Origin of the sequence: Paenibacillus gansuensis, assembly GCF_042684925.1 — a bacterium.
GTDB classification, from domain to species: domain Bacteria; phylum Bacillota; class Bacilli; order Paenibacillales; family DY6; genus Paenibacillus_N; species Paenibacillus_N gansuensis.
This window is the reverse complement of the sequence record NZ_JBHUME010000005.1, coordinates 302,044-323,462: the sequence shown is the minus strand read 5'-3', so window position 1 is coordinate 323,462 and position 21,419 is coordinate 302,044. Positions and strand designations below refer to the sequence as shown.

Sequence of the window (21,419 nt, the reverse complement as noted above, 5' to 3'; positions counted from 1 at the left end):
TGGTAACTTCTTGAGTAAACGCTATGGCTTAGGTCCAGTAGGTTTTCCCAACGGAGAACACCCCTTCGTCGCCGAACAGGCGGTTTCCCTTTATGCTCCGCTTGACGCCGTCGCCGGCAGCCAGACTGGATTACCACTTAGTCCATACTATAATCCCCAAGAAGTCTCACCAACAGGTGAACAGTCTAGGAGTTTTCCTCTGCAGCCCTGAACTCATCCCTTAGCCTCTTTTGCAAAACAGATTTCATATAGCATCCGGCGAAAGTTTCTTTGGCCTAAGAAACAAGCTCCTACCATCTATAATCCCCTCTGAATCACTCAAGGCAGGCTACGCTGCATCCAAGTCATTTTAGTCGACAGCCGCGCTCTTGCTTTAGACAAGCTAGAGCCGGACCGGGCAGGTGAGACTCGAACTGCAGGTTCATACCCCAAGCCGTAGCCGAGCGCACGGTGGCGCTGAAGCCACGCACTTGGGCCTCCGCGGAAGCGGGGTCAACGCCCACATGCCATTGCGGATCGCCCCACAACCTTAACTCCCAGCATCAGCCCCCGACTGGGCGTCAGAAGCCAACACCAGGAACTTCATCGATGTGCCCTTTAGCGAATTTTTAGGCCCGCCTTCAGAAATGGTAGACTGACTAGAATACTGCACCACTCAAATAAAGATTACTACCCATTATAACATATCCCGGTTTCAAAACCCAATGGTACATCCTATCTGTGTTTACAGCTGTTTAGTAGTCCCGGCGCATCAGGTAATCGGCCAGCTGAAACAGCCGTTCCGGGTTCGGAAGTCCGGCAGCGGACAGCGATTGTTTGGCTTTGCCGGTCAATTCCTCTACCTTGGCTCTGCATGCATCGAGACCGATCAGATATGGATAAGTCACTTTCTGGAGCTTTTCATCGCTTCGCAATGGCTTACCTAATTTCTGCTCGTCACCCGTGAGGTCGAGAATGTCGTCCTGAATCTGGAACGCAAGACCTAAATGCAGGCCGAACTGTTCCAGAGCTTCGAGCTGGGCGTCGGATGCGCCTCCGATTCTTCCTCCGGCTTTCAGCGAGAATACGATAAGATCGCTTGTTTTGTGGATATGAATGTACTCGAGCTGTCCGATATCCGTAATGCCTTGTTCTCCCAGGATATCCGCAGCCTGTCCGCCGACCATTCCCCGCGCTCCCGCATAGTATGACAGATCCTCTACGATCGCTAATACACGCTCCGCAGGAATACCGCCTTCCCTGCATGCTTGGGCAACGCTGAAAAAGGCATGGGTAAGCAGGGCGTCCCCTGCAAGAATCGCCATCGCCTCACCGTAAATGCGGTGATTTGTCGGCTTCCCTCTGCGGAAGTCATCGTTATCCATAGCCGGAAGATCGTCGTGGATTAAAGAGTAAGTATGTATCATTTCGATCGCGCAAGCGACAGGCAGCGCAGCCTCAATGGTCCGCTCTGCGGACGGATCACCCGGTGCATGCATAGCCTCTGCAGCCGCCAGCACGAGAAGAGGCCGCAGGCGTTTGCCTCCGGCCATCAGGGAATACTGCATCGACTCCGACAAGACCGCCGGCACATCCCATGCCCTGGGAAGAGCGCTTTGAAGCTGATGCTCCACCCGAGATGCGAATGCTCTCATATAGTCAGTGAATGATAAAGGCGAGCTCACAATGCCTCCCCTTTCTCCTCGGCACTGCCGGGAAGGAACGGTTTCTTCGTAAAGTTTCCGTTCTCCTCCATGAGGGTCTCGATTTTGCGTTCCACTTGTTCCAGCTTGCTGCCGCATAACTGGGACAGCTTCATGCCCTCCTGGAACAATTCAATGGCCTGCTCCAACGGAACATCCCCGCTTTCCAGCTTGGCAACAATGTCTTCCAGCTTCTCCATCGCTTCCTCAAAATTCAGGATTTCCTTGTTCGTTTCCGTCTCCATCTCCGCCGTTCTCCCCTTCCGTGGATTCCATGGACCACACTTGGCAATGCAGTTTCCCGTCTTCCAGCCTTACTTTAATTACATCGCCCAGCTGGACGTCGTTTACATTCTTGATCAGCCGCTTCTCCGTCTCATCATAGACGAGGCTGTATCCGCGCTGCATAACCTTCAGCGGGCTTAAAGCATCCAGATGCCGCATATGGCTCAGAAGCAGCTGGCTGCGTTGTTTTTGGATGCCGAGCATCGACTGTACAAGCCGCTGGCTCGCTTGCTCAGTGCGCCGTCTGGCATAGCGCACCTGTTCTTTCGGATTGAAGCCGGCGAGCAGCCGGTCGGCTTTGCCGAGCCGGTCCGCCGCGCGGTTCATCCGCAGCGTCGCTTTATACTGCAGCTGATCCCGCAGGCGGTCCAACCGCTCAGCGTGCTGCAGCAGATGCTTGCGCGGGTGAAGGAAGAACGGCGAGCGCTGCATGCGCGCAAGCCGTTCGCGTTTGCGCTCGAGCTGCTGCGAGAGCCCCTTGCGCAGCCGCTGCTGCAGCTGAGCGATCTGTGCGCTCAGCTCGGCGAAATGCGGTACAGCCAGCTCGGCAGCGGCCGTAGGCGTGGCCGCACGCAAGTCAGCCACAAAATCGGCGATCGTGAAGTCGGTTTCATGGCCGACAGCGGAAATGACCGGTATCGCGGAGCGGTAAATACTCCGTGCCACGATTTCTTCGTTGAATGCCCACAGCTCCTCGAGCGATCCGCCGCCCCGTCCGACAATAAGCACATCCACTTCACCCAGCCGGTTCATCGACTCTATCGCTCTAGCGATCGAAGACGCGGCTTGCTTGCCTTGTACCAGTACGGGAAACAGCAGGATCGGCACCGAGGGATGCCTTCTCTGCAGAGTAATCATAATATCCCTCACAGCCGCGCCGGTTGGAGAGGTAATTACACCTATCGCACGGGGATATTTCGGAATCGGTTTCTTAGCGGAAGAGGCAAACAGCCCTTCCTCTTCCAGCTTTTTCTTCAGCTGCTCGTAGGCAAGATATAGACTTCCGATGCCGTCCGGCTGCATTTGAGTGACATAGAACTGGTAATTTCCGTCCCGTTCATAAACCGAAACGTTGCCCCTGGCAAGCACCATCGTGCCTTCCTTCGGGATAAAGGGCAGCCGCTGATTGTAAGAGGAGAACATTATGCTCTTGATCCGGCTGTCCTTATCTTTCAGCGTAAAATACATATGTCCGCTGGAATGATGCGTAAAGTTGGAAATTTCTCCGCGGATCCAGACATCCTGCAGCAGCCGGTCGGATTCCAGCTTCATTTTAATGTACTTGTTCAGTTCTTTAATCGAATAAATCCGGTCAGCGCCTTGTATCGGGTTCCCTGGCGATCCCACTGTTCGAACGCCTCCCTGCTTTATCGGATTCCGTTAATTTGTTTGGCCGCCTTCAGTGTATTCTTCATCAGCATCGTAATGGTCATCGGTCCTACACCGCCAGGTACCGGCGTTATATATCCCGCTGTTTCCAGCACATCGTCATAATCGACGTCCCCAGCCAGCTTGCCGTTCTCCATACGATTCACGCCCACATCAATAACGATCGCTCCCGGTTTTACAAAGTTTTTTGTAACCATCTTTGGACGACCTGTTGCAACTACCAATATATCCGCCTGCCTTGCAATTTCCTCTATATTGGCAGTACGGGAATGGCAAATCGTCACCGTCGCATCTTCCCTAAGCAGCAGCATAGCGACTGGTTTGCCTACGATGTTGCTTCGCCCGATTACAACCGCATGCTTTCCGCGGATTTCATGGCCTGTCCGCTTAATAAGCTCAATAACCCCTGCAGGGGTGCATGGCAGCAGGCTTTCGTCGCCAATCATCAGATTCCCGACGCTGTGAGGATGAAAGCCGTCCACGTCTTTCTCATAGGCGATCGCATCGATTACCGCTTTCTCATCCATGTGCTTCGGCAGAGGAAGCTGAACCAGGATGCCATGAACCTTCGCGTCTCCGTTAAGCTTCTCGATGAGCGCCAGCAGATCAGCCTGGGTTGTGTCTGCCGGAAGCCGGTGAACTTCGGAGTAATATCCCAGCTGCTCACAGGCTTTGGCCTTACTGTTTACATATACTTGCGACGCAGGATCTTCGCCTACCAAAACAACGACAAGCCCCGGCTGGATGCCTTTCGCCTGCAGCTGCTCCACTTCGGCTTTTAAGTCCTCCCGAATCTGTTCGGACACTTCTTTCCCGTTAATGCGTTGTGCGCTCATGAAACCCATCTCCCCTAACCCTTGTAATGAAGTGAAATACATCCCATAATCTATGTGAATTAAGCCTTGCTTTTGGATTTGATTTCGTCCAGTTCCTTGATCATTTTGCCTAACACGCCGTTTACGAATTTACCGGATTCATCTGTTCCGAAATGCTTCGACAGCTCGATCGCTTCATTAATGACAACTTTGGCAGGCACATCGTCCTTAAATACCATCTCATATGCAGCCAGTCGCAAAATCTGCCGGTCCACCCTCGAAAGCCTGTCCATCTGCCAACCTTTTAAATATATGGACAATAAATCGTCAATCTGCTGTTTTTGGGCTGAGATCTGCTCTACAGTCGTTTTCACATATGCTGTAAGTTCGTGTACATCCGAAAGTTCGACGTTAGATTCATTATCCTGTTGAGCTTCTTCGATGAGCATATCCACAGCATGGCCCGCAGACACCTCATTCATTTCAAGCTGGTACAAACTTTGCACCGCAATTTCTCTAGCTAACCTTCGTTTCACGTATGGTTCCTCCCGGGATGAAATATCTGTTACTTTGTATTATGACATATCCACGCCTTTCCAAACAAAAAAATCCTGACACGCCCCGGAAAAAGGACAGCAGAAACAGCCATCCGCTTACCGGGGAGCGACACAGGATTTACTTCAACCTTCTTTTCCTGCTTCGAAACCAATCATATACCGGGCCCAAGGGAATCAGTTCTTCCCCGCGGTCTGCTCTGCTGCCAATCCAAAAACCGATGCCCAGCAAAAACATGAACACAAGCATATTCCAGAATCCGAAAAAGAGATAAATGATTCCGAAAAAAAGCCCTGCCCCTGCGCCGCATACTTTCCCCGTATGGGTCTCCCATAGATTTCTCCACATGCCGGGACCCTCCCCTATTCCACTCTGCTTTTAAATGTTTGAGTCTGAGGCTGAGTCACATTAGCGACATAAACAGATACCAGCGCTACCGGAATACCCGTAATCTCTTCCACATGACTTTTTACCGCACGCTGAATCTCCTCGGACAAATTAGGAATCGACGTCTCGCCGTCGACGAAGGAGCGGATGACGATTTCTAGCCCGGCATCCGTTACGCGGATTCTCGACTTCAGGTCTTTCACGCCGCGAATGCGGGAAGCCGCCTTCAAGGAAAGATTCTCCACCGTATCCACTGAAATTTGAATATCTCCGAATTCCGTCCGCTGGCTGATCGACGGCGATTGCCCGGAAGCGCGGCGAAGGGAAATGTACAGCATGCGAAGCCCCATCAGAAGTATAATGGCAGAAGCAGCAACAATGATGATACTGAGTACAGGCCATTCGTAAATATCATCGATAAAACGGCTTACATCATTCAAGGGAAACACGCGCAAGCCTACGAGGGCTGCTATAAAAGACGCTGCAATGACCGCTAGGCTGAAAATAAACAAAAGAAGCCTGTCCATAATTTTAACCACGACTGCTTGTCCCCTTCCAACATTAGAGCAAACCCCCTAACATCTGCAGGGGGTTCGCCTTCGTATCATTCTGTTCTTCTATCGGAATTCAATGCCTATTTCACCCGAAGGACGGTGTCGTCTTCCTCAGTCTTCTCGGCACCTTTAAATAGAACATCATGAATATGTACATTGACTTCAACTACATGAAGGCCCGTCATCGAATCGATGGAACGCTTCACATTACGCTGAATTTCACTTGCCAACTCGGGAATTCGCACGCCGAACTCAATAATAACGGAAACGTCTACGGAAGCTTCCCGCTGACCGACAGTCACTTTCACGCCTTTAGACAAGTTCTTGCGGCCGAGCAATTCCGCGATACCGCCTACGAAACCGGCGCTCATTCCGGCAACGCCCGGCACCTCGACAGCCGCCAGCCCGGCGATAATTTCAATTACTTCAGGGGCGATCTGGATGTTACCGATATCGGTTTTCTCAAAATCCGGAGCTACTGTACTCATATCATCACACCTCCTGGCGCAAGTGGTGCGAACCAACGTTCGCATACACAAGCTTTCTTACTTTAATAATATAGCATTTGCGGAGATTTATGACAAATTACAGTTCATTCACGTCGTTCTCTTCCAGGAACTTAATGTCGAAATCGCCGGAGATAAACTTCGAATGATTCATCAGCTTCATATGAAACGGTATCGTCGTATGGATGCCGTCTACCGCGAATTCAGCAAGCGCCCGTTTCATCCGGTCGATCGCTTCCGTACGCGTCTTGCCCCAAACGATCAGCTTGGCAATCATCGAATCGTAATGCGGGGAAATCGTATAACCCGGATAGGCGGCACTGTCCACCCTAACGCCTAAACCGCCGGGAGGAAGGTAAAAATTGATCTTCCCCGGAGAAGGCATAAAGTTCCTGTCAGGGTCTTCCGCGTTGATCCGGCATTCGATAGACCATCCGTCAATGACTACTTCTTCCTGTGTAAAGGACAGCGGGTTCCCTTGGGCAACCGATATCATTTCCTTAATCAGGTCTACGCCGGTAATCATTTCTGTAACAGGATGCTCTACCTGAATCCGCGTGTTCATCTCCATGAAGTAGAACTGTTCATCCGGACCAAGCAGAAATTCCAGTGTTCCTGCCCCGGAATAGTCTACCGCTTTGGCCGCGCGGACAGCCGCTGCGCCCATTGCCTCGCGGGTTTCTTGCGACAGAGTGGAGCAAGGAGCTTCCTCCACCAGCTTCTGACGACGCCGCTGTACCGAACAGTCGCGTTCTCCTAAGTGAACGACATTCCCGTGCTTATCCGCAATGATCTGTATTTCAACGTGTTTCATACCTGTCAAAAACTTCTCGAGGTAAACGCCTGCATTTCCGAATGCCTTTTGTGCTTCCTGCTGAGCCATCGTGATCTGCTGAATCAGGCTGTCCTCGTCTTCGGCAATGCGTATGCCTTTGCCGCCGCCGCCAGCCGTTGCTTTGATAATAACTGGATACCCGATCTCCCGGCCAAGCCGCACGGCCTCATCCAAGTCTTCAATCAGCCCGTCCGAGCCCGGAATAACCGGTACGCGTGCGTCCTTCATCGTCTGTTTCGCCACGGCCTTGTCGCCCATCCTGTTGATCGCATCCGGGGACGGCCCGATGAAAGTAATATTGCATGTCTCGCAAATTTCAGCGAAATCCGCGTTCTCAGCGAGAAATCCGTAGCCTGGATGAATGGCGTCGCATTCCGTAAGCGTTGCAACGCTCATGATGTTCGTAAAATTCAAATAGCTGTCTTTAGAAAGAGTGGGCCCTATACAGTAAGCCTCATCCGCAAGCCTGACATGCAGGGATTCACGGTCCGCTTCGGAATAAACGGCTACAGTCTGGATGCCCATCTCGCGGCACGCGCGGATGATCCGCACGGCAATTTCTCCCCGGTTGGCAATCAGAACTTTGTGAAATTTCATGTTAGTCGCTCCATTCTTATTCCGGTTTTACCAGAAACAGCGGCTGCCCGTACTCAACTAGCTGTCCGTTCTCCACCAGCACTTCCACGATCTCGCCTTGAATTTCGGCTTCTATCTCGTTCATCAGCTTCATCGCTTCCACGATGCATACTACGGTCTTTGGCTTCACTTTATCTCCTGTGCTGACATACGGAGGTGTTCCGGGTGCAGCAGACGTATAGAACGTTCCTACCATCGGCGACACAATTTTATGTAAATGGGATGTGTCTTGTTCCGGTACGGACTGTACGGATACGGAAGCGGATTCCCCTCCTGCCGTTACCGTTGCCTGCAGATGATGAGGCGCTGTTCCATGCAGCGGTGCCTGCGAATAAACAGCCTGCGGCTGTTGAGCTTGTACCACGTAAGTTTCCGCCGGATTCGGCTTCTTGATGAGGATCCGCGTGCCTTCGTTCTCAATCTCGAATTCTTGAACAGAGGTTTGGTCTATTAACTTAATCAGATCCTTGATTTCACTAAGCTTAAACAAATACGTCACTCCTTAAGAGTTATGCGAAAGCGGGCGGGCCTGCTGCGGCCTTATGCTTTCAATATTCCTGATATGTATGCAAACCCATCGCAACTTTAGTTATTATATCACAAAAGGAAGAAATAGAAAGAGCCCGTTTCCGGGACTCTTTCCGCGTATGGCTTCGCTATAGTAATCAGGACCCGGAAGTTACTTCTTGTATTGGACGGATACTTTATCCGGATCCACTTTCAGTTCCGTGATGGTGCGGTCGAGGATGCTGACCGCCTCGCTTGGCTGGAGTTTCTCAGATTGGACAATGACCGTCCATTGATCTTCATCGTTCAGAACTACCGCGTTCTGGTATTCTTTCATAAGCTCTTCTTCCAAAGTGGTCAGCTTCGCTTCGCGCTGCTGCATCAAATCAATGTCGTTTTGCGCCTGCGTTGCTTGTTCAGGGGTATTTTTCATATCAACTGTCATTGCTAACAGCTTTTCATACTGCTTTGCGAAGTTATCGTCGCGTTCCATCGCTTTCTGGGCGAAGAAATCCGCCGAGTTCTGTCCTTGCGCTTCCACCATTTTCAATACGGCCTCATCCGTCAGATCCTCTGTGCCCAGCATATCCTCAGCTGCCGTTTCTTTATCGGCATCTTTCGAGGCGGTTTCGCCGGACGATGCGGAATCTTTGCTTTCAGCCGCAGGATCGGCTGCTTCCGATTTGTCTGCCGGATCCGATGTGCCGGCAGCATCGGTTGTCTCCACAGCTTCCGCACCTTTCGGAGCGTCTGTCACATCTTCCGCCGTAATCGCTTCGCCTGCCGCTTCCGTTGCTGTATCTTCCATCTTCTGCTCGTTCAAGCTCTCAGTCGCTGTAAGGTCCGTATTGGTGCCCGGCGTATCCGTGAACAGGTAGTATGCGGACAGAACCACCATCAAGCTCAACATCGATACCAGCCAAACCGTTTGCCTTTTTGTATTCATTGTTAATTCCTCCTTGGTATTAGTTAATTTATTGTTTTCTAGGGACCACGGAAATCCGGTGTGACGGCACGCTGAGGCCGCGCTCCACCGCTTCTTTGATCAGCCGTTTCACGGTGGCATTCTCAGCGCCCTTGGCTACGATAATAACGCCCCGGATTTGCGGCTGAATTTTCTTCACGATGATGGGCTCCTGGTTCCCGCCGCTTTCGTGAAGGACGACGTCGCTGCTTTCATTCACATCGCTGATATGCCTGCGTGCGCCTCCAGGATCATTCTCATCGGTGACCTGCTGCGTATTTTTTGTATTGGACTTCACGACAACTTCTTCGGTGGAATCCACCGTGACCAGAATATCGACAGACCCGACACCGACGATTTTGTCCAGAATATCCTTAATCTTGGATTCGTACTGCCTTTCGTACGTACTGAACTCCGACTCGTCTTTGGCGCCGCCGAACGCGGGTTCCGCCGCCTGCCCGGGTGAACCCCGGCTTTCGTTTAACGGATCCAGTTCCTTCACCGTCACAAACGAGTTTACGATCATCAGCGCGGCGCCGGCCAGGCCCAGCAGGACAATCCAGCGCATGGTCTGCGCCCGTCTGCTGCCTCCTGGACCTCCGCCGGCCCATTTCTCCATCCATTCCGTAAACTTTCCCACCTTCGTTCACCTCATTTCTCATCCGGGCTGCCGGCTTCTTCCGCATAGGACACCTTCAGCTGTTCCGAAGTCAGCCCCCATTTGGGTCCCAGCTGTTTCAAAAACCGCTGTTTTGCGGCTTCGGCCTGTTCTTTCCATCTATTGTCAACGGCTCCCTCCAAGGAGGAATCCCGGGATTGTTCCACATCAATTTGCACTTGGACCGGCTGAACGGGCTGCATCGTCCATTCGCCCTCCCCGCTGCTCTCTGAGGCTGCGGCCGCCTGGACAGCAGACACTTCTACTTCGACTGTATCCAGTTTCAGCTCCCCGTCCTTTCCTTGGACCGTAGTCACCTTCACTTCTACAACTTTCTCTGTATTTACTGCCTGGAGTTCATCCCGGATCATGCCGGCTAGCCGCGTCTCCACAATTGGTACGGTCAGCTGCATCTGCTCGGCTTGAAGCTTAGTTCCCCCTGCAAGAATCTGTTCTAAGTCCGGCTCCCCGGCAGACCCGCCCGGCCTTGCCTCCGGCAGGGATTCGATGGCTGACGTCAGCTTTTTCTCACTCCAGTCCGCCTTCAGCAGCTGGACAAGAGGCGAGAGAATCGCCATTAGAATAAATAAGCTGACAACCAGCTTCACGTAGCGGGTCAATGCCTTATTCGGCAGGATCAAGTCAACGAAGGCAGCGAGCAGAATAATCAGAATAATATCTTTCAGCCAGCTGCTAAGCCATTCCAGCATCGTTGTTCCTCCTTAGCGCATCATCACGGTCATATTGCCCGCCGTAAGGATGATGGTGATCGACAGGAAGAACATCAGGCCTACGACGGCCAGTGCGGCGAATACATAGATCATGCTTTTGCCGATGGTCTGGAGACAGCCGACGATCGGACTGTCGCCGAGCGGCTGCATGACGGCGGCAGCTACGTTGTAAATCAAGGCCAGCGTCAGGATTTTCAAAGCCGGGAACGCGCAGAGGAAGATCAGGATGACCACTCCGGCAATTCCGATTCCGTTCTTCACGAGCAGTGAGGCACTGATCACCGTATCGGCCGCATCCGAAAACACTCTTCCTACTACGGGTACAAAATTGCCTGTCACATACTTTGCCGTACGGATGGTCACCCCGTCGGTCACTGCGCCGCTTGCGCCTTGAACCGATATGACACCGAGGAACACGGTCAGGAATAATCCCATGCAGCCGACGCTGATCGTCCGGAGCAGATTCGCGAGCTGGGTCACTTTATACTTGTCCGACAGATAAGAAACGATATGAAGCACTGTCGAAAAGAAGAGCAGCGGAAACACGATGACGTAAATCAGTGTGCCGATAGTGTGGATCATGAAGACAATCAATGGATGCATAAGCGTTACGGTGGCCACATTCCCCATAGAAGTCAGCAGGGTCAGCATGAGCGGAATCATCGCCATCATGAAGTGAATCATGTTCTCTATGGCGTTTTTCGCATAACCGATCGCTACGCTGAAAGAGTTAATGGCCAAGATAATTAAAACCATGTAAGTGATCGAGTATGCAATCTTGCTTACAGCACTGCGTTCAAAAGCGGACTGCAGCGTCTCCAGAATGGTGCTGAACACGGTAAGGATGACAATCGAAGCGAGCAGCTTGCCGTTGTACAGTATTTCATGAAGCAGGTATTTCAAAATTCCTTTGAACACATCGGAGAGATTCAGCCCTTTGCCTCCGGGAACAAGCATTTCCATAAAAGTAGGAACCTGTCCGTCCGGCAGGTATCCGCCATACTCTTTTACCAGCCGGTCCCAGAACTGCTCTACCTGGTCCGTGGGCAGGTTTTGGGCCTGCTGCTCAATCAGCGCGTCGGCCGGAGAGGCCGCTAAGCTTTGTGCCGTCAAATAGAGAAAGGCAGCCAGCATCATCGTTAGGACTGCTCTCCAGCGTGTGCTGTTGAGGTATGACATGATCGATTCAACTCCCGGCTGCTTATCTTTGACTCACCCAACTTTACCGGCCCTAGGCGGGCAATAGTTTCAGCACGGTTTCCACGATGACCGTGATGATAGGGATGGCCATGACCATGATCAGGATTTTGCCTGCTAATTCGATTTTGGAAGCAATGGCCTCCTGACCTGCGTCGCGGACGATTTGAGCTCCGAACTCGGCGATGTAGGCTATTCCGATGATTTTAAGAATTGTTTTGAGAAAAATCATGTTAATTTCTGTTTTCAGCGCCAGATTTTCCAGCACATGGATGATTGATGATATTTTGCCGATGAGGAATAAGAAGATTCCGATCCCTACGAAGACGGACAGCAAGAAGGCGAACACCGGCTTCTGTTCTTTCAGGATTAGTATGAGCACGGTGCTTACAATACCGATCCCGACAATCTGAATGATGTCCATGCTTCACCTACTGGAACAGAAAGATGGTTTTGATTTGCCTAAAGAGGTCGTCCAGCATGCGGATGACCATAAACAGGACCACGACAAATCCGATCAGCGTCGCCCAATGCGCATAATCCTCTTTGCCCATTTGCTTTAATACAGTATGGATCATGGCTACGATAATGCCGACGCTTGCGATTTGGAATATGCTCGTCACGTCGATGTTCATCAGGCACCTCTTTCAATACATCAAAATAGCGACCAGCGCACCGCCTAAGGCTCCGAGGCTTTTCCACATCGCTTCGTACCGCTTCTGGTCCTCCCTGGCCGCCGCTTCCTCGCTTTGCAGCTGATTCATGGCCAGCTTTACGTGCTTGATCTGATCGTCCCTGTCGCTGATGCCAAGAGTAAACCCCAGCTGCCTCACCACCTGCCGTTCCGGCTTGCCGAGCGCCGTCCGGGTCCAGACTTCCTCGATCGCGCCTTGAATCGCTTCCGCCGCCGTCATTCCTTCTGTCTCCCGGAGCTTGCCGGAAGCGGTTCTAAACAGTGCCGCGAGCGGTTCCGGCACTTGCGCGGAGAGCGACTGCAGCGCCTCGGGGAGCGGTGTAAACCCGTAGTGGATCTCGGTTTCCAGCCGCTGCAGCGCTTGGATCAGCTGGCGGATCTGCTTCGGCCGGTTGGCGTATTTGGACGCCTGGGCGAAGCCGAACAGCGTGCCGGCGGCGACAACGATCACGGCTCCGACGAGCCGGATCATGCGGGGCTCTCCCGGTACGCCGCGGCAGGAGCCGGCGGCCCACCCGGGTGCGCCGCCGGGTCCGCGCCGCGCTGCATGCGGCGCCCCAAGCCGTCGAACACGGCTTGGGTGCGCTGCCCGGCGTGCGAGCCGAGCACCACGTAGCGGCCGAACACGCCTTCCTGCACCAGCGCCGCCAGCCCCGGGCGGTGCCGGATGTCGTCCACGCTGCGGCCGTGGACGGAAGCCATTACGGTGATGCCGGCATGGAGCGCTTCGTGAATCGCCTCCGCGTCTTCTTTCCTGCCGATCTCGTCCACAACAAGCACGTCAGGCGACATCGACCGGATCATCATCATTATTCCCTCCGCCTTCGGGCAGGCATCAAGCACATCCGTCCGGGCACCGACATCGAACGTCGGAACGCCCTTGACACAGGCGGCGAGTTCCGAACGCTCGTCGACAATCCCCACTTTCCGGGCCTTGATATGCTGGGCCGGAAAGCCGTTGCCCGCGATGCGGGCCAGGTCTCGCAGCATCGTTGTTTTGCCCTGCTGCGGCGGTGAGATCAGCAGGGTGTGGTGCAGCATGCGCTTGACCGGATCCATCAGCAGCGGAAACAGCCCGTCCGCCGCTCCTTTCATCTCCCTCGCCAGCCTCAGATTGAAGCCTGCGATATCCCGTACCAGCTTGACCTGCCCGCGGTCCAACACGGCCCGGCCGGCCAGGCCGACACGGTGTCCTCCCCGGATGGTAATGTACCCGCGGCGAAGCTCTTCTTCCAGTGTGTACAACGAGTGATTGGACAACAGATCGAGCAGCTTAAGGCACTCTTCCCGCGGCGGACAGTAGGCGACTTCCGGGTGCTCCGACAGCGTTCCTTGTGGGGATACGAAGCGGAAGCATCCGTCGTAGACGATTTCCAGGGGACGGCCTTCCCGAATCCGGATTTCTTCCAGGCGGGCTTGTACCTTGTCCGGAAGCGAGAGAATCAAACTTTTTACCAAAGAGGGAAGTACAGCATAAAGATCAGCCGCCATTGAAATTCGCCCCCTTCACCTTGATACCCTAACTTATGCGACGCTAGTGAAAATATGACTAGTAAATCGGAATTGGTAGAAAGCTTTATTTTTTGATAATGCCGATAAAGAGACAGCACACGCCGGCCGCGATCCATAGAAACTTGCTTGGAGACAGCTTATCCGCGATGCCTACGAGACCGATCGTTGTTGTCGTAATCAACACCAGCGGTCCTACCAGAGCCAATCCCGAATTAACCATAATGGCTTTTTCGACCTGATTGAATCTGAGCATTAACAGAGCGGCAATAATTTCGATCGTACCTGAAGCCAGCCTCAACATAGCCATAGACATCACAATTTTATTGATCATGCCCGGTTCCCCTCCTTCTATTGAGTCATCAATTTACTGTATGCGGGCCTGTCTCTTTTTAGGCATACGGACACCACCCCATAGGTGCATGCATATATTGCTCAAAGATGATTTTGGCTGCCGACGGCGGCCGTTCCTAAGGAAATCAAAGATGCTCATTTCAAATAGAAGCGAGGAGAACATGCCAATGCAACCAACTTCTCAGACAGTCTGGCACAGCCTGCTTGCAGACCCCTCCGGTCAAAGGGAAGCCAAACCGCGCCGCTCAGGCAAAACGATGGTCATTGACAAAGGCTTGGGCCTGCATGCTTATGAAGATCTGGTGCTCACCGCCGGACCTTACATTGACTTAATCAAACTGGGATTCGGCACTTCGGCTCTGTACCCGTTGGATGTGCTAAAGAAAAAAATCGAATTGGCCCGCGCCCACGACATTCTCATTCTTCCAGGAGGCACTTTTCTGGAGGTAGCCGTTACCAAAGGTCTTACGGATTCCTATTTTCAAACGGTCAGCGAGCTGGGCTTTACGGCGGTGGAGGTTTCCGACGGCACGATTGAAATCGAACGAAATTTACGTATCCGGCTCATTTTGGAAGGAATACGCAGCGGGCTGCAGGTATTTACGGAATATGGAAAAAAGTGCTGGGGATCTTCTATCGAAATCCAGGAGTTGATCCGGACGGTAGAGTCGGACCTGGAATTCGGCGCGCAGCTTGTAACGATCGAGGGGCGTGAATCCGGCATGGGTGTCGGCATTTTTGATGAAAAAGGCGCCTTCAAGCAGGATGATTTCAAATCTATCGTCGAACATCTCCCTCACTTGTCCCGCATCATGTGGGAAGCGCCGCTAAAATCGCAGCAATCACAGCTGCTGGGCATGCTGGGAGCGGACATTCATTTAGGCAATATCGCACCTGACGATGTGTTTTCCTTAGAAGCGCTGCGGCGCGGGCTTAGATCGGATACGTTCAAACTGGGAGAACAGATTGATTTCGTAATCTGACAGCCCCTGGATCCGGCAAGCGGCAGGCAGAAAAGGACAGGAGGTGGGATTGATGCAAGTCCACGTGATCTCCAGTGTAAATGAGGCAGTCAGCGAAGAACTTCTTCATAAAACCGTGATCGCCATCGACGTTTTACGAGCCACGAGTACGATCACTGCGGCATTGGAAAATGGAAGCACCGGTGTCTTGCCTGTCGAAACAGTACAACAGGCACGCACGCTGCAGGATAGGGGGGATGTGCTCGGAGGAGAACGGTATTGCCGGAAAATAGCCGGATTTCATCTGGGCAATTCCCCTTTGGAGTATACTTCACAGGAGATTCAGGGCCGCAGGGTCATCCTGACAACCACGAACGGGACCCGCGCCCTTCACAAAGCCCATAAAGCGTCTCATGTGCTGGCCGGATGCCTGCGCAACGCAGCCGCTTGCGCGAAAGCAGCCATCCGGCTTGGACGCGATACCGTTATTTTATGCGCCGGCACTAAGGATGAATTCTCTCTGGAGGACGGCTTATGCGCCGGGTTGATTACCGAGCATATTCTCCAGGCCAGAAGCGGCGCCCTCGAGGTTAATGATTTAGGTTTGGCACTGCGTGCGGCATATTTGCACAGCAGCGGGAAGCTGACTGAAACGCTGCTGGCCTCAAGCAACGGCAGGCGGTTATTAAAGATAGGATATAAAGCGGACGTCGTGTACTGTGCGGAAGCGAATGTTTCCAACCTAGTACCCATTTTGGAACAAGGCACGATGGTACCGTTTCATTTATAACTGCCGGGTTTCCTACAGCCTGCAGACCATACAAGTTCTAAACAGCCCGTCCGTTCATAGACTAAGATAGAATCTATAGGACAGGGGCACGGGCTTGCCATGAACGGAGATATCGTTTTACTGGCCCTCATCGTTATCGGGCTTATCGGGAGATCCCACATTATTACCACGGCCGCTTGTATTTTATTAATCGTGAAACTGATCCATCTGGACCGGTTTCTTCCTTCCATTGAACGCAGGGGCTTAGAACTCGGACTGTTGTTTTTGACGATGGGCGTTTTAGTGCCGTTCGCAAGTGAGCGGATCAGCTATAAAGACATATTGGCCGCCTTCAGCACATGGCCGGGTATTGTGGCTTTGCTCGGAGGGGCTATTGCAACCTATATGAACGGCAAAGGTCTGGACCTGCTGAAAGTGGATCCCCAAATGATTGTCGGCCTGGTCATCGGCTCGATCTTCGGCATTATATTTCTGCGGGGCATCCCCGTGGGACCGCTGATGGCGGCCGGCATTACCGCCATGCTCCTCAAAATCGTACAGCTGATTATGAACCGCATCACATGAGAAAGCCCGCCGGTCTGCCGGCGGGCTTCTTACTGCTATTTCCTATCTTCTATCGGCAGGACCGCCGACAAAAGCCTGTTCATTCGTATCTAAACCGTAAGCTGTATGAAGATCAGCGACAATTTCATGGAGCAGATGATTTTCCACGACGCAGGATGTCTTGATTTCAGAAGTGCTGACGAGCTTGATGCTTACGCCGCGTCTGGAAATCACTTCGAACATTTTGGCTGCCACTCCCGGCGTGCTGACCATACCGGCACCGACGATGGAAACTTTCACCAGATTGTCCTCAAAGGTAGCTTCACGGAACCCGATCGCAGATTGAATGCCGCGGATGGTATGCAGCGCTCTGTCACCGTCCGACAGGGAGACTGTGAACGAGAAATCGGCCTGTCCGTTCATTACACCGCTTTGCACGATAATATCTACGTCAATGCTATGTTCTGCCAGGGAAGTAAATACCTTAGCCAGTTGGCCTGGAACATCGGGTACTCCCAAAATACTGATTCTAGCCACATTCTTGTCGAATGCAATGCCGCGGACTGCAACGCCTTGCTCCATCTCGGCTTCCTCCTTCACTAAAGTTCCTTCGTTATGGGTAAAACTGGACCTCACGACCAGCGGCACTTGATAATGCTTCGCGTACTCCACTGCACGCGGATGCAGCACGGCTGCCCCCAAGTTGGCAAGTTCCAGCATTTCGTCGTAAGAAATTTCGTTCAGCTTACGTGCTACCTTTACAACTCTAGGATCCGTTGAGTAAACTCCGTTCACATCCGTGTAAATTTCACACAGATCCGCACGGATGGCAGCCGCCAGCGCAACAGCCGTTGTATCGGAACCGCCCCGTCCCAATGTAGTAATCTCTCCCGCTTCGCTCATCCCTTGGAAACCGGCTACGATAACAATCTGGTCATCGTCCAACGATTTCAGGATCCGTTCAGGCCGGATGTCCATAATCCGTGCTTTTCCGTGGACGCTGTCTGTCCGCATCCCTGCCTGCCATCCTGTAAAAGAAACGGCTTGGGATCCTTGCGCATGAATGGCCATGGAAAGCAAAGCGACGGAAATTTGTTCTCCGGTCGTAAGCAGCATATCCATCTCTCTGGCAGGCGGATTCGCCGAAATCAGATTCGCCTGGTCAATCAGGTCATCCGTTGTATCGCCCATTGCTGAAACGACCACGACGCAGCGGTTCCCCTCCCGCTTTCTCTCCAGGATCCGGCCGGCTACCCTTTTCATCCGTTCGGCATCCCCGACGGAGCTGCCGCCGAATTTCATTACGATCAGTGACAACGCTCGTTCACTCCTCATCTTGACTTTTCAAACTATTCAAACATTATAGCATAGGATCAAGTTCCCTTACGTATAAAATTTCATTTGAACGCTTATAGAAAAGGCTGATGCCCGGCCATGTGAAACGGCTTACGCCGTCCTTCAGGCGGGAAGATCGTTTCATTCCGGGGTATTATCAGAACAGCGTATAAGGAAAAACTTATACTTGCTGAAATTTAAATAAAAAACCGTCCCCTATGGGACGGTTTCATTGTATAAACGTTACTTAAGCCCGGGAAATATACTTTCCGTCACGGGTATCGATAAGCAGAACGTCATCCTGATTGATAAACAGAGGAACTTGTACATTCAAGCCGGTTTCCAGCTTAGCGTTCTTCGTAGCGCCGGTAGCCGTATTACCTTTGATGCCCGGTTCTGTTTCCACTACTTTCAGTTCAACGCTGTTAGGCAGGTTGATGCCGAGAATTTCGCCCTGGTAGGAAATGATGTTTACTGTCATATTCTCCTGAAGGAAATTCAATTCCCATTCCAGCTGGTCACCGGAAAGGGAGAACTGGTCGTATGTTTCGTTATCCATAAATGTATATTCATCCGCAGCGGAGTACAAATATTGTACCGCACGGTTCTCAACGTGAGCGCGGCCGATCGACTCGCCTGCACGGAATGTGCGTTCTACGGTGTTGCCGTTACGCAGGTTCTTCAGCTTGGAACGTACGAAAGCTGCGCCTTTCCCCGGTTTTACATGCTGAAAATCAAGAACGGAAAACAAATCGCCGTCTACTTCTACTGTTAGTCCTGTTTTAAAATCGTTAACTGAGATCAATGAAAGTCCCTCCTAAAATTGGTCCAACACGCTAGATCGTTGTAAATTGCTTCGAAGCCTGTGTAAGTATCTTAATCCCGTTCTCTGTAATGACGATGTCGTCCTCAATCCGGACTCCGCCGAAGCCGGGAAGGTAGATTCCAGGTTCCACCGTAACGGTCATGCCCGGCTTTAGGACCGTGCTGCCGTTAAGGGACAATCGTGGCGCTTCATGGATTTCCATACCTAAACCATGTCCGGTTCCATGACCGAAATACTCCCCATAACCATACCTTGTGATGATATCTCTCGTCAAGGCATCCGCTTCTCTTCCTGTCATGCCCGGACGGATGTGTTCCAGCGCATGCAGCTGTGCTTCCAGCACAATATCATATATCTCCTTGTGCTTCGCTTCAGCCTTGCCCAGCACGATCGTCCGCGTAAGATCCGAGCAGTAATCCTTATACAGAGCGCCGAAATCGAATTTCACGAACTCATTGCCTTGGATGACACGGGGGCTGGCTACTCCATGCGGCAGAGCGGAACGTTCACCGGAAGCGACGATCGTCTCAAAGGATGTGGAAGTCGCACCATTCCTTCGCATAAAAAATTCCATCTCCAAGGCGACTTCTAACTCAGTCATGCCAGGTTTGATGAATGTAAGAATATGCTCGAAGGTACGGTCCGCCAAAGCTGCGGCGTCCTGCATAACCTGCAGCTCATGCTCGTCCTTGATCATCCGCAGTTCCTCTACCAGACCATCTGTCGGTACCAGTTCAATGGCACCCAGTTCTTTGGCGTAAGCCGTATAGGTGGCGTAGGTTAGATCCCCCTGCTCGAAACCGAGTTTCACAATGTTCATGCCTGTCAATGCATCCCGGATGGAATGAATGGGATTCTGATGATGTTCGATCACTTCATAATGTACGGCTTCGGCCGGAGCCTGCGTCATATAACGGAAATCCGTAAATAGGACGGCACGCCCTTCGGTGATAAGCACATAACCGGAACTTCCGGTGAATCCCGAAATATACTTACGGTTAAAGCTGTTGGTCACAAGAAGAGCTTCCAGACCTTGCTCGGCCATCTTCGTTCTTAAGCTGTCAATTCTACTTTGCTGCATGATCCGCATCCCTCTCCCCTAAATGTCGGCAGAGCGCTTGCAGGCCCAATTCATAGCCGTAGGCGCCCAAGCCTGAAATTTGCCCCAGTACCACCGGAGCCGTCACGGAAACATGGCGGAACGTTTCCCGCTTATGTATGTTCGACAAATGTACCTCTACTGCGGGAAGCTGCACCGCCGATAAAGCATCCCGTATCGCGTAACTGTAATGTGTAAACGCCCCGGGATTAATCAGAATCCCGTCCGCTTTGCCATAAGCTTCGTGAATCCGATCGATCAGATAGCCTTCTACATTGGACTGAAAAAAGCTTACTTCCACGCCAAGGACGGCAGCTGCTTCCTTAAGCCTGTCCTCTATCGCTGAAAGCGATTCGGAACCGTACACACCGGGTTCCCGGATCCCAAGCATGTTTAAATTAGGACCGTTCAATACTAGAATCGTTCGTTTCATCATCCTATGGCTCCTAACCTGCTGGCAAAAATATCATTGCCATTTTACCATATTCCTCACGGGTTTGAGAACTCTTACTTAGTATGTTCCCCGTGTCCATTCCGTAAACAGTGGCAAACTTGAAGCGATTCCTTTAATATAGGAGATATCTACACATAAGGGGAGTTGACATTCGTTGTCGAACAATCAGCCAAATAACATCTACGGGGGCCAAGCCGTTATCGAAGGCGTCATGTTCGCAGGCAAGACCGTGAACGTCACCGCCGTCCGCCGCAAAAATCAGGAAATCACCTTTTTCGAGGTGCCGCGGCAGGATAAGGCCTGGGTTCAATCGCTCAAAAAAATTCCGTTAATCCGCGGGATTGTCGGTATTATAGAAGCAAGCGCTAAAGGTTCCCGTCATCTGAACTTCTCTGCGGAAGCCTATGCAGACGACGAAGCAGGTCCGGAAAACAAGGAACAAGGCGGCACGAAGGACTCCAAAGGCGGTTTCAGCCTATCCATGATGCTCGGCGTAGCCGTGGTCGGGGTACTTTCCTTCTTATTCGGGAAAGTCTTGTTTACGCTTGTACCCGTATTCATCGAGGATTTCCTCTTCTCGGACGCATTTCAGAACAGGGCGCTTCATACGCTAATTGAAGGTATTATCAAAATACTGTTTCTTCTTGCGTACCTGTTTCTTATTTCCCAGACACCGCTAATCAAACGGCTGTTCCAATATCATGGCGCTGAGCATAAAGTCATTTCAGCCTATGAAGCAGGGTTAGAATTGACGGTTCGCAACGTCCAGAAATTCAATACGCTGCATTACCGCTGCGGCAGCTCGTTTATCATTTTTACAGTCATCATTGGAGTGTTGATTTATTCGCTTGTGCCTTACGACAATCTATGGGAACGGGTTTACCAGCGGCTGCTTCTGCTGCCCTTAGTTATCGGGGTTTCTTATGAAGTTCTTCGCTTCACGAATTCCCTGCGCGAGACACCGGTACTCCGCTATCTAGGCTATCCTGGACTTTGGCTGCAGCTGCTGACCACGAAAGAGCCTACGGATGACCAGGTCGAAGTTTCCATCGCTTCGTTTCAACGTATGCTGGAAATCGATTCCGCCCCAGCGCCGGTCCAAGTAATCCGGGATGCAGGCCAAAGCCAGGGAGCCTAACCAACTTATCTTCA

Annotated in this window: 27 protein-coding genes; 4 read left to right on the top strand and 23 right to left on the bottom strand. The window is 52.0% G+C overall.

All coding sequences use genetic code 11. The features are described 5' to 3' along the window. Window positions 1–734: 734 nt before the first annotated feature. From ACFSUF_RS05540 to ACFSUF_RS05450, 19 genes are all read right to left on the bottom strand, one after another. Window positions 735–1,664, bottom strand: a complete 930-nt coding sequence (locus ACFSUF_RS05540) for a polyprenyl synthetase family protein (protein ID WP_377600937.1) — start codon at window positions 1,662–1,664, stop codon at window positions 735–737. Next, window positions 1,661–1,927, bottom strand: a complete 267-nt coding sequence (gene xseB / locus ACFSUF_RS05535) for an exodeoxyribonuclease VII small subunit (protein WP_377600935.1) — start codon at window positions 1,925–1,927, stop codon at window positions 1,661–1,663. The genes ACFSUF_RS05540 and xseB overlap by 4 nt, the downstream gene beginning before the upstream one ends. Beyond that, window positions 1,890–3,239: an exodeoxyribonuclease VII large subunit gene (gene xseA / locus ACFSUF_RS05530; protein ID WP_377601748.1), complete on the bottom strand. Its 1,350-nt coding sequence runs from the start codon at window positions 3,237–3,239 to the stop codon at window positions 1,890–1,892. Before xseA ends, xseB begins: the two co-directional genes overlap by 38 nt. 95 nt (window positions 3,240–3,334) lie before the next feature. Further along, window positions 3,335–4,192, bottom strand: a complete 858-nt coding sequence (gene folD / locus ACFSUF_RS05525; RefSeq protein WP_377600933.1) for a bifunctional methylenetetrahydrofolate dehydrogenase/methenyltetrahydrofolate cyclohydrolase FolD — start codon at window positions 4,190–4,192, stop codon at window positions 3,335–3,337. Window positions 4,193–4,251: 59 nt separating this feature from the next. After that, complete coding sequence (nusB, locus tag ACFSUF_RS05520) at window positions 4,252–4,707, bottom strand: transcription antitermination factor NusB (RefSeq protein WP_377600931.1); 456 nt, start codon at window positions 4,705–4,707, stop codon at window positions 4,252–4,254. A gap of 139 nt (window positions 4,708–4,846) precedes the next feature. Next, window positions 4,847–5,074, bottom strand: coding sequence for a DUF2273 domain-containing protein (locus ACFSUF_RS05515; RefSeq protein ID WP_377600929.1), 228 nt, complete (start codon window positions 5,072–5,074; stop codon window positions 4,847–4,849). A gap of 14 nt (window positions 5,075–5,088) precedes the next feature. After that, on the bottom strand, window positions 5,089–5,652 hold the full coding sequence (amaP, locus tag ACFSUF_RS05510; RefSeq protein WP_377600927.1) for an alkaline shock response membrane anchor protein AmaP: 564 nt from the start codon (window positions 5,650–5,652) through the stop codon (window positions 5,089–5,091). A gap of 95 nt (window positions 5,653–5,747) precedes the next feature. After that, window positions 5,748–6,155, bottom strand: coding sequence for an Asp23/Gls24 family envelope stress response protein (locus tag ACFSUF_RS05505; protein WP_377600925.1), 408 nt, complete (start codon window positions 6,153–6,155; stop codon window positions 5,748–5,750). Window positions 6,156–6,252: 97 nt separating this feature from the next. Then, complete coding sequence (gene accC / locus ACFSUF_RS05500; protein WP_377600923.1) at window positions 6,253–7,605, bottom strand: acetyl-CoA carboxylase biotin carboxylase subunit; 1,353 nt, start codon at window positions 7,603–7,605, stop codon at window positions 6,253–6,255. Between the two features lie 16 nt (window positions 7,606–7,621). Continuing rightward, entirely contained in the window at window positions 7,622–8,134 is a 513-nt protein-coding gene (gene accB, locus ACFSUF_RS05495) for an acetyl-CoA carboxylase biotin carboxyl carrier protein (protein ID WP_377600921.1), read from the bottom strand. 189 nt (window positions 8,135–8,323) lie between these two features. Next, complete coding sequence (locus ACFSUF_RS05490; protein ID WP_377600919.1) at window positions 8,324–9,097, bottom strand: SpoIIIAH-like family protein; 774 nt, start codon at window positions 9,095–9,097, stop codon at window positions 8,324–8,326. 28 nt (window positions 9,098–9,125) lie between these two features. Then, window positions 9,126–9,755: a stage III sporulation protein AG gene (gene spoIIIAG, locus ACFSUF_RS05485; RefSeq protein WP_377600918.1), complete on the bottom strand. Its 630-nt coding sequence runs from the start codon at window positions 9,753–9,755 to the stop codon at window positions 9,126–9,128. Window positions 9,756–9,766: 11 nt separating this feature from the next. Next, window positions 9,767–10,483 (bottom strand): stage III sporulation protein AF, encoded by a 717-nt coding sequence (gene spoIIIAF, locus ACFSUF_RS05480; protein WP_377600917.1) that lies wholly within the window; start codon window positions 10,481–10,483, stop codon window positions 9,767–9,769. A gap of 12 nt (window positions 10,484–10,495) precedes the next feature. After that, window positions 10,496–11,683, bottom strand: coding sequence for a stage III sporulation protein AE (gene spoIIIAE, locus ACFSUF_RS05475; protein WP_377600915.1), 1,188 nt, complete (start codon window positions 11,681–11,683; stop codon window positions 10,496–10,498). A gap of 52 nt (window positions 11,684–11,735) precedes the next feature. Beyond that, on the bottom strand, window positions 11,736–12,125 hold the full coding sequence (gene spoIIIAD, locus ACFSUF_RS05470; protein WP_377600913.1) for a stage III sporulation protein AD: 390 nt from the start codon (window positions 12,123–12,125) through the stop codon (window positions 11,736–11,738). Between the two features lie 7 nt (window positions 12,126–12,132). Further along, complete coding sequence (gene spoIIIAC, locus ACFSUF_RS05465) at window positions 12,133–12,336, bottom strand: stage III sporulation protein AC (RefSeq protein ID WP_377600911.1); 204 nt, start codon at window positions 12,334–12,336, stop codon at window positions 12,133–12,135. A gap of 12 nt (window positions 12,337–12,348) precedes the next feature. After that, the gene (gene spoIIIAB, locus ACFSUF_RS05460; RefSeq protein WP_377600909.1) at window positions 12,349–12,867 is read right to left on the bottom strand and encodes a stage III sporulation protein SpoIIIAB; all 519 of its coding nucleotides are present in this window, start codon (window positions 12,865–12,867) and stop codon (window positions 12,349–12,351) included. After that, on the bottom strand, window positions 12,864–13,886 hold the full coding sequence (spoIIIAA, locus tag ACFSUF_RS05455; protein WP_377600908.1) for a stage III sporulation protein AA: 1,023 nt from the start codon (window positions 13,884–13,886) through the stop codon (window positions 12,864–12,866). Before spoIIIAA ends, spoIIIAB begins: the two co-directional genes overlap by 4 nt. 85 nt (window positions 13,887–13,971) lie before the next feature. After that, window positions 13,972–14,238, bottom strand: a complete 267-nt coding sequence (locus ACFSUF_RS05450; protein ID WP_377600906.1) for a YqhV family protein — start codon at window positions 14,236–14,238, stop codon at window positions 13,972–13,974. A gap of 187 nt (window positions 14,239–14,425) precedes the next feature. Between ACFSUF_RS05450 and ACFSUF_RS05445 the strand changes: the two genes are divergently transcribed. From ACFSUF_RS05445 to ACFSUF_RS05435, 3 genes are all read left to right on the top strand, one after another. Continuing rightward, window positions 14,426–15,241, top strand: coding sequence for a phosphosulfolactate synthase (locus tag ACFSUF_RS05445; RefSeq protein ID WP_377600904.1), 816 nt, complete (start codon window positions 14,426–14,428; stop codon window positions 15,239–15,241). 52 nt (window positions 15,242–15,293) lie between these two features. After that, on the top strand, window positions 15,294–16,010 hold the full coding sequence (locus ACFSUF_RS05440) for a 2-phosphosulfolactate phosphatase (protein WP_377600902.1): 717 nt from the start codon (window positions 15,294–15,296) through the stop codon (window positions 16,008–16,010). A gap of 99 nt (window positions 16,011–16,109) precedes the next feature. Further along, complete coding sequence (locus ACFSUF_RS05435; protein WP_377600900.1) at window positions 16,110–16,574, top strand: DUF441 domain-containing protein; 465 nt, start codon at window positions 16,110–16,112, stop codon at window positions 16,572–16,574. A 42-nt stretch (window positions 16,575–16,616) separates the two neighbouring features. On the opposite strand, the gene ACFSUF_RS05430 is transcribed toward ACFSUF_RS05435, so the two are convergent. The 4 genes from ACFSUF_RS05430 to aroQ all read right to left on the bottom strand — a co-directional run bounded on the left by ACFSUF_RS05430 (window position 16,617) and on the right by aroQ (window position 20,246). Continuing rightward, window positions 16,617–17,870, bottom strand: a complete 1,254-nt coding sequence (locus tag ACFSUF_RS05430; RefSeq protein WP_377600898.1) for an aspartate kinase — start codon at window positions 17,868–17,870, stop codon at window positions 16,617–16,619. A 265-nt stretch (window positions 17,871–18,135) separates the two neighbouring features. Further along, a complete protein-coding gene (gene efp / locus ACFSUF_RS05425; RefSeq protein ID WP_377600896.1) occupies window positions 18,136–18,693 on the bottom strand; it encodes an elongation factor P in 558 nt (185 codons plus the stop codon). A 31-nt stretch (window positions 18,694–18,724) separates the two neighbouring features. Then, window positions 18,725–19,795 (bottom strand): M24 family metallopeptidase, encoded by a 1,071-nt coding sequence (locus ACFSUF_RS05420; RefSeq protein WP_377600895.1) that lies wholly within the window; start codon window positions 19,793–19,795, stop codon window positions 18,725–18,727. Continuing rightward, complete coding sequence (gene aroQ, locus ACFSUF_RS05415) at window positions 19,782–20,246, bottom strand: type II 3-dehydroquinate dehydratase (RefSeq protein WP_377601746.1); 465 nt, start codon at window positions 20,244–20,246, stop codon at window positions 19,782–19,784. Before aroQ ends, ACFSUF_RS05420 begins: the two co-directional genes overlap by 14 nt. 232 nt (window positions 20,247–20,478) lie before the next feature. Here aroQ and ACFSUF_RS05410 point away from each other — a divergent pair, with 232 nt between their 5' ends. Next, on the top strand, window positions 20,479–21,405 hold the full coding sequence (locus ACFSUF_RS05410) for a DUF1385 domain-containing protein (RefSeq protein WP_377601744.1): 927 nt from the start codon (window positions 20,479–20,481) through the stop codon (window positions 21,403–21,405). The last annotated feature ends 14 nt before the right edge of the window (window positions 21,406–21,419 follow it).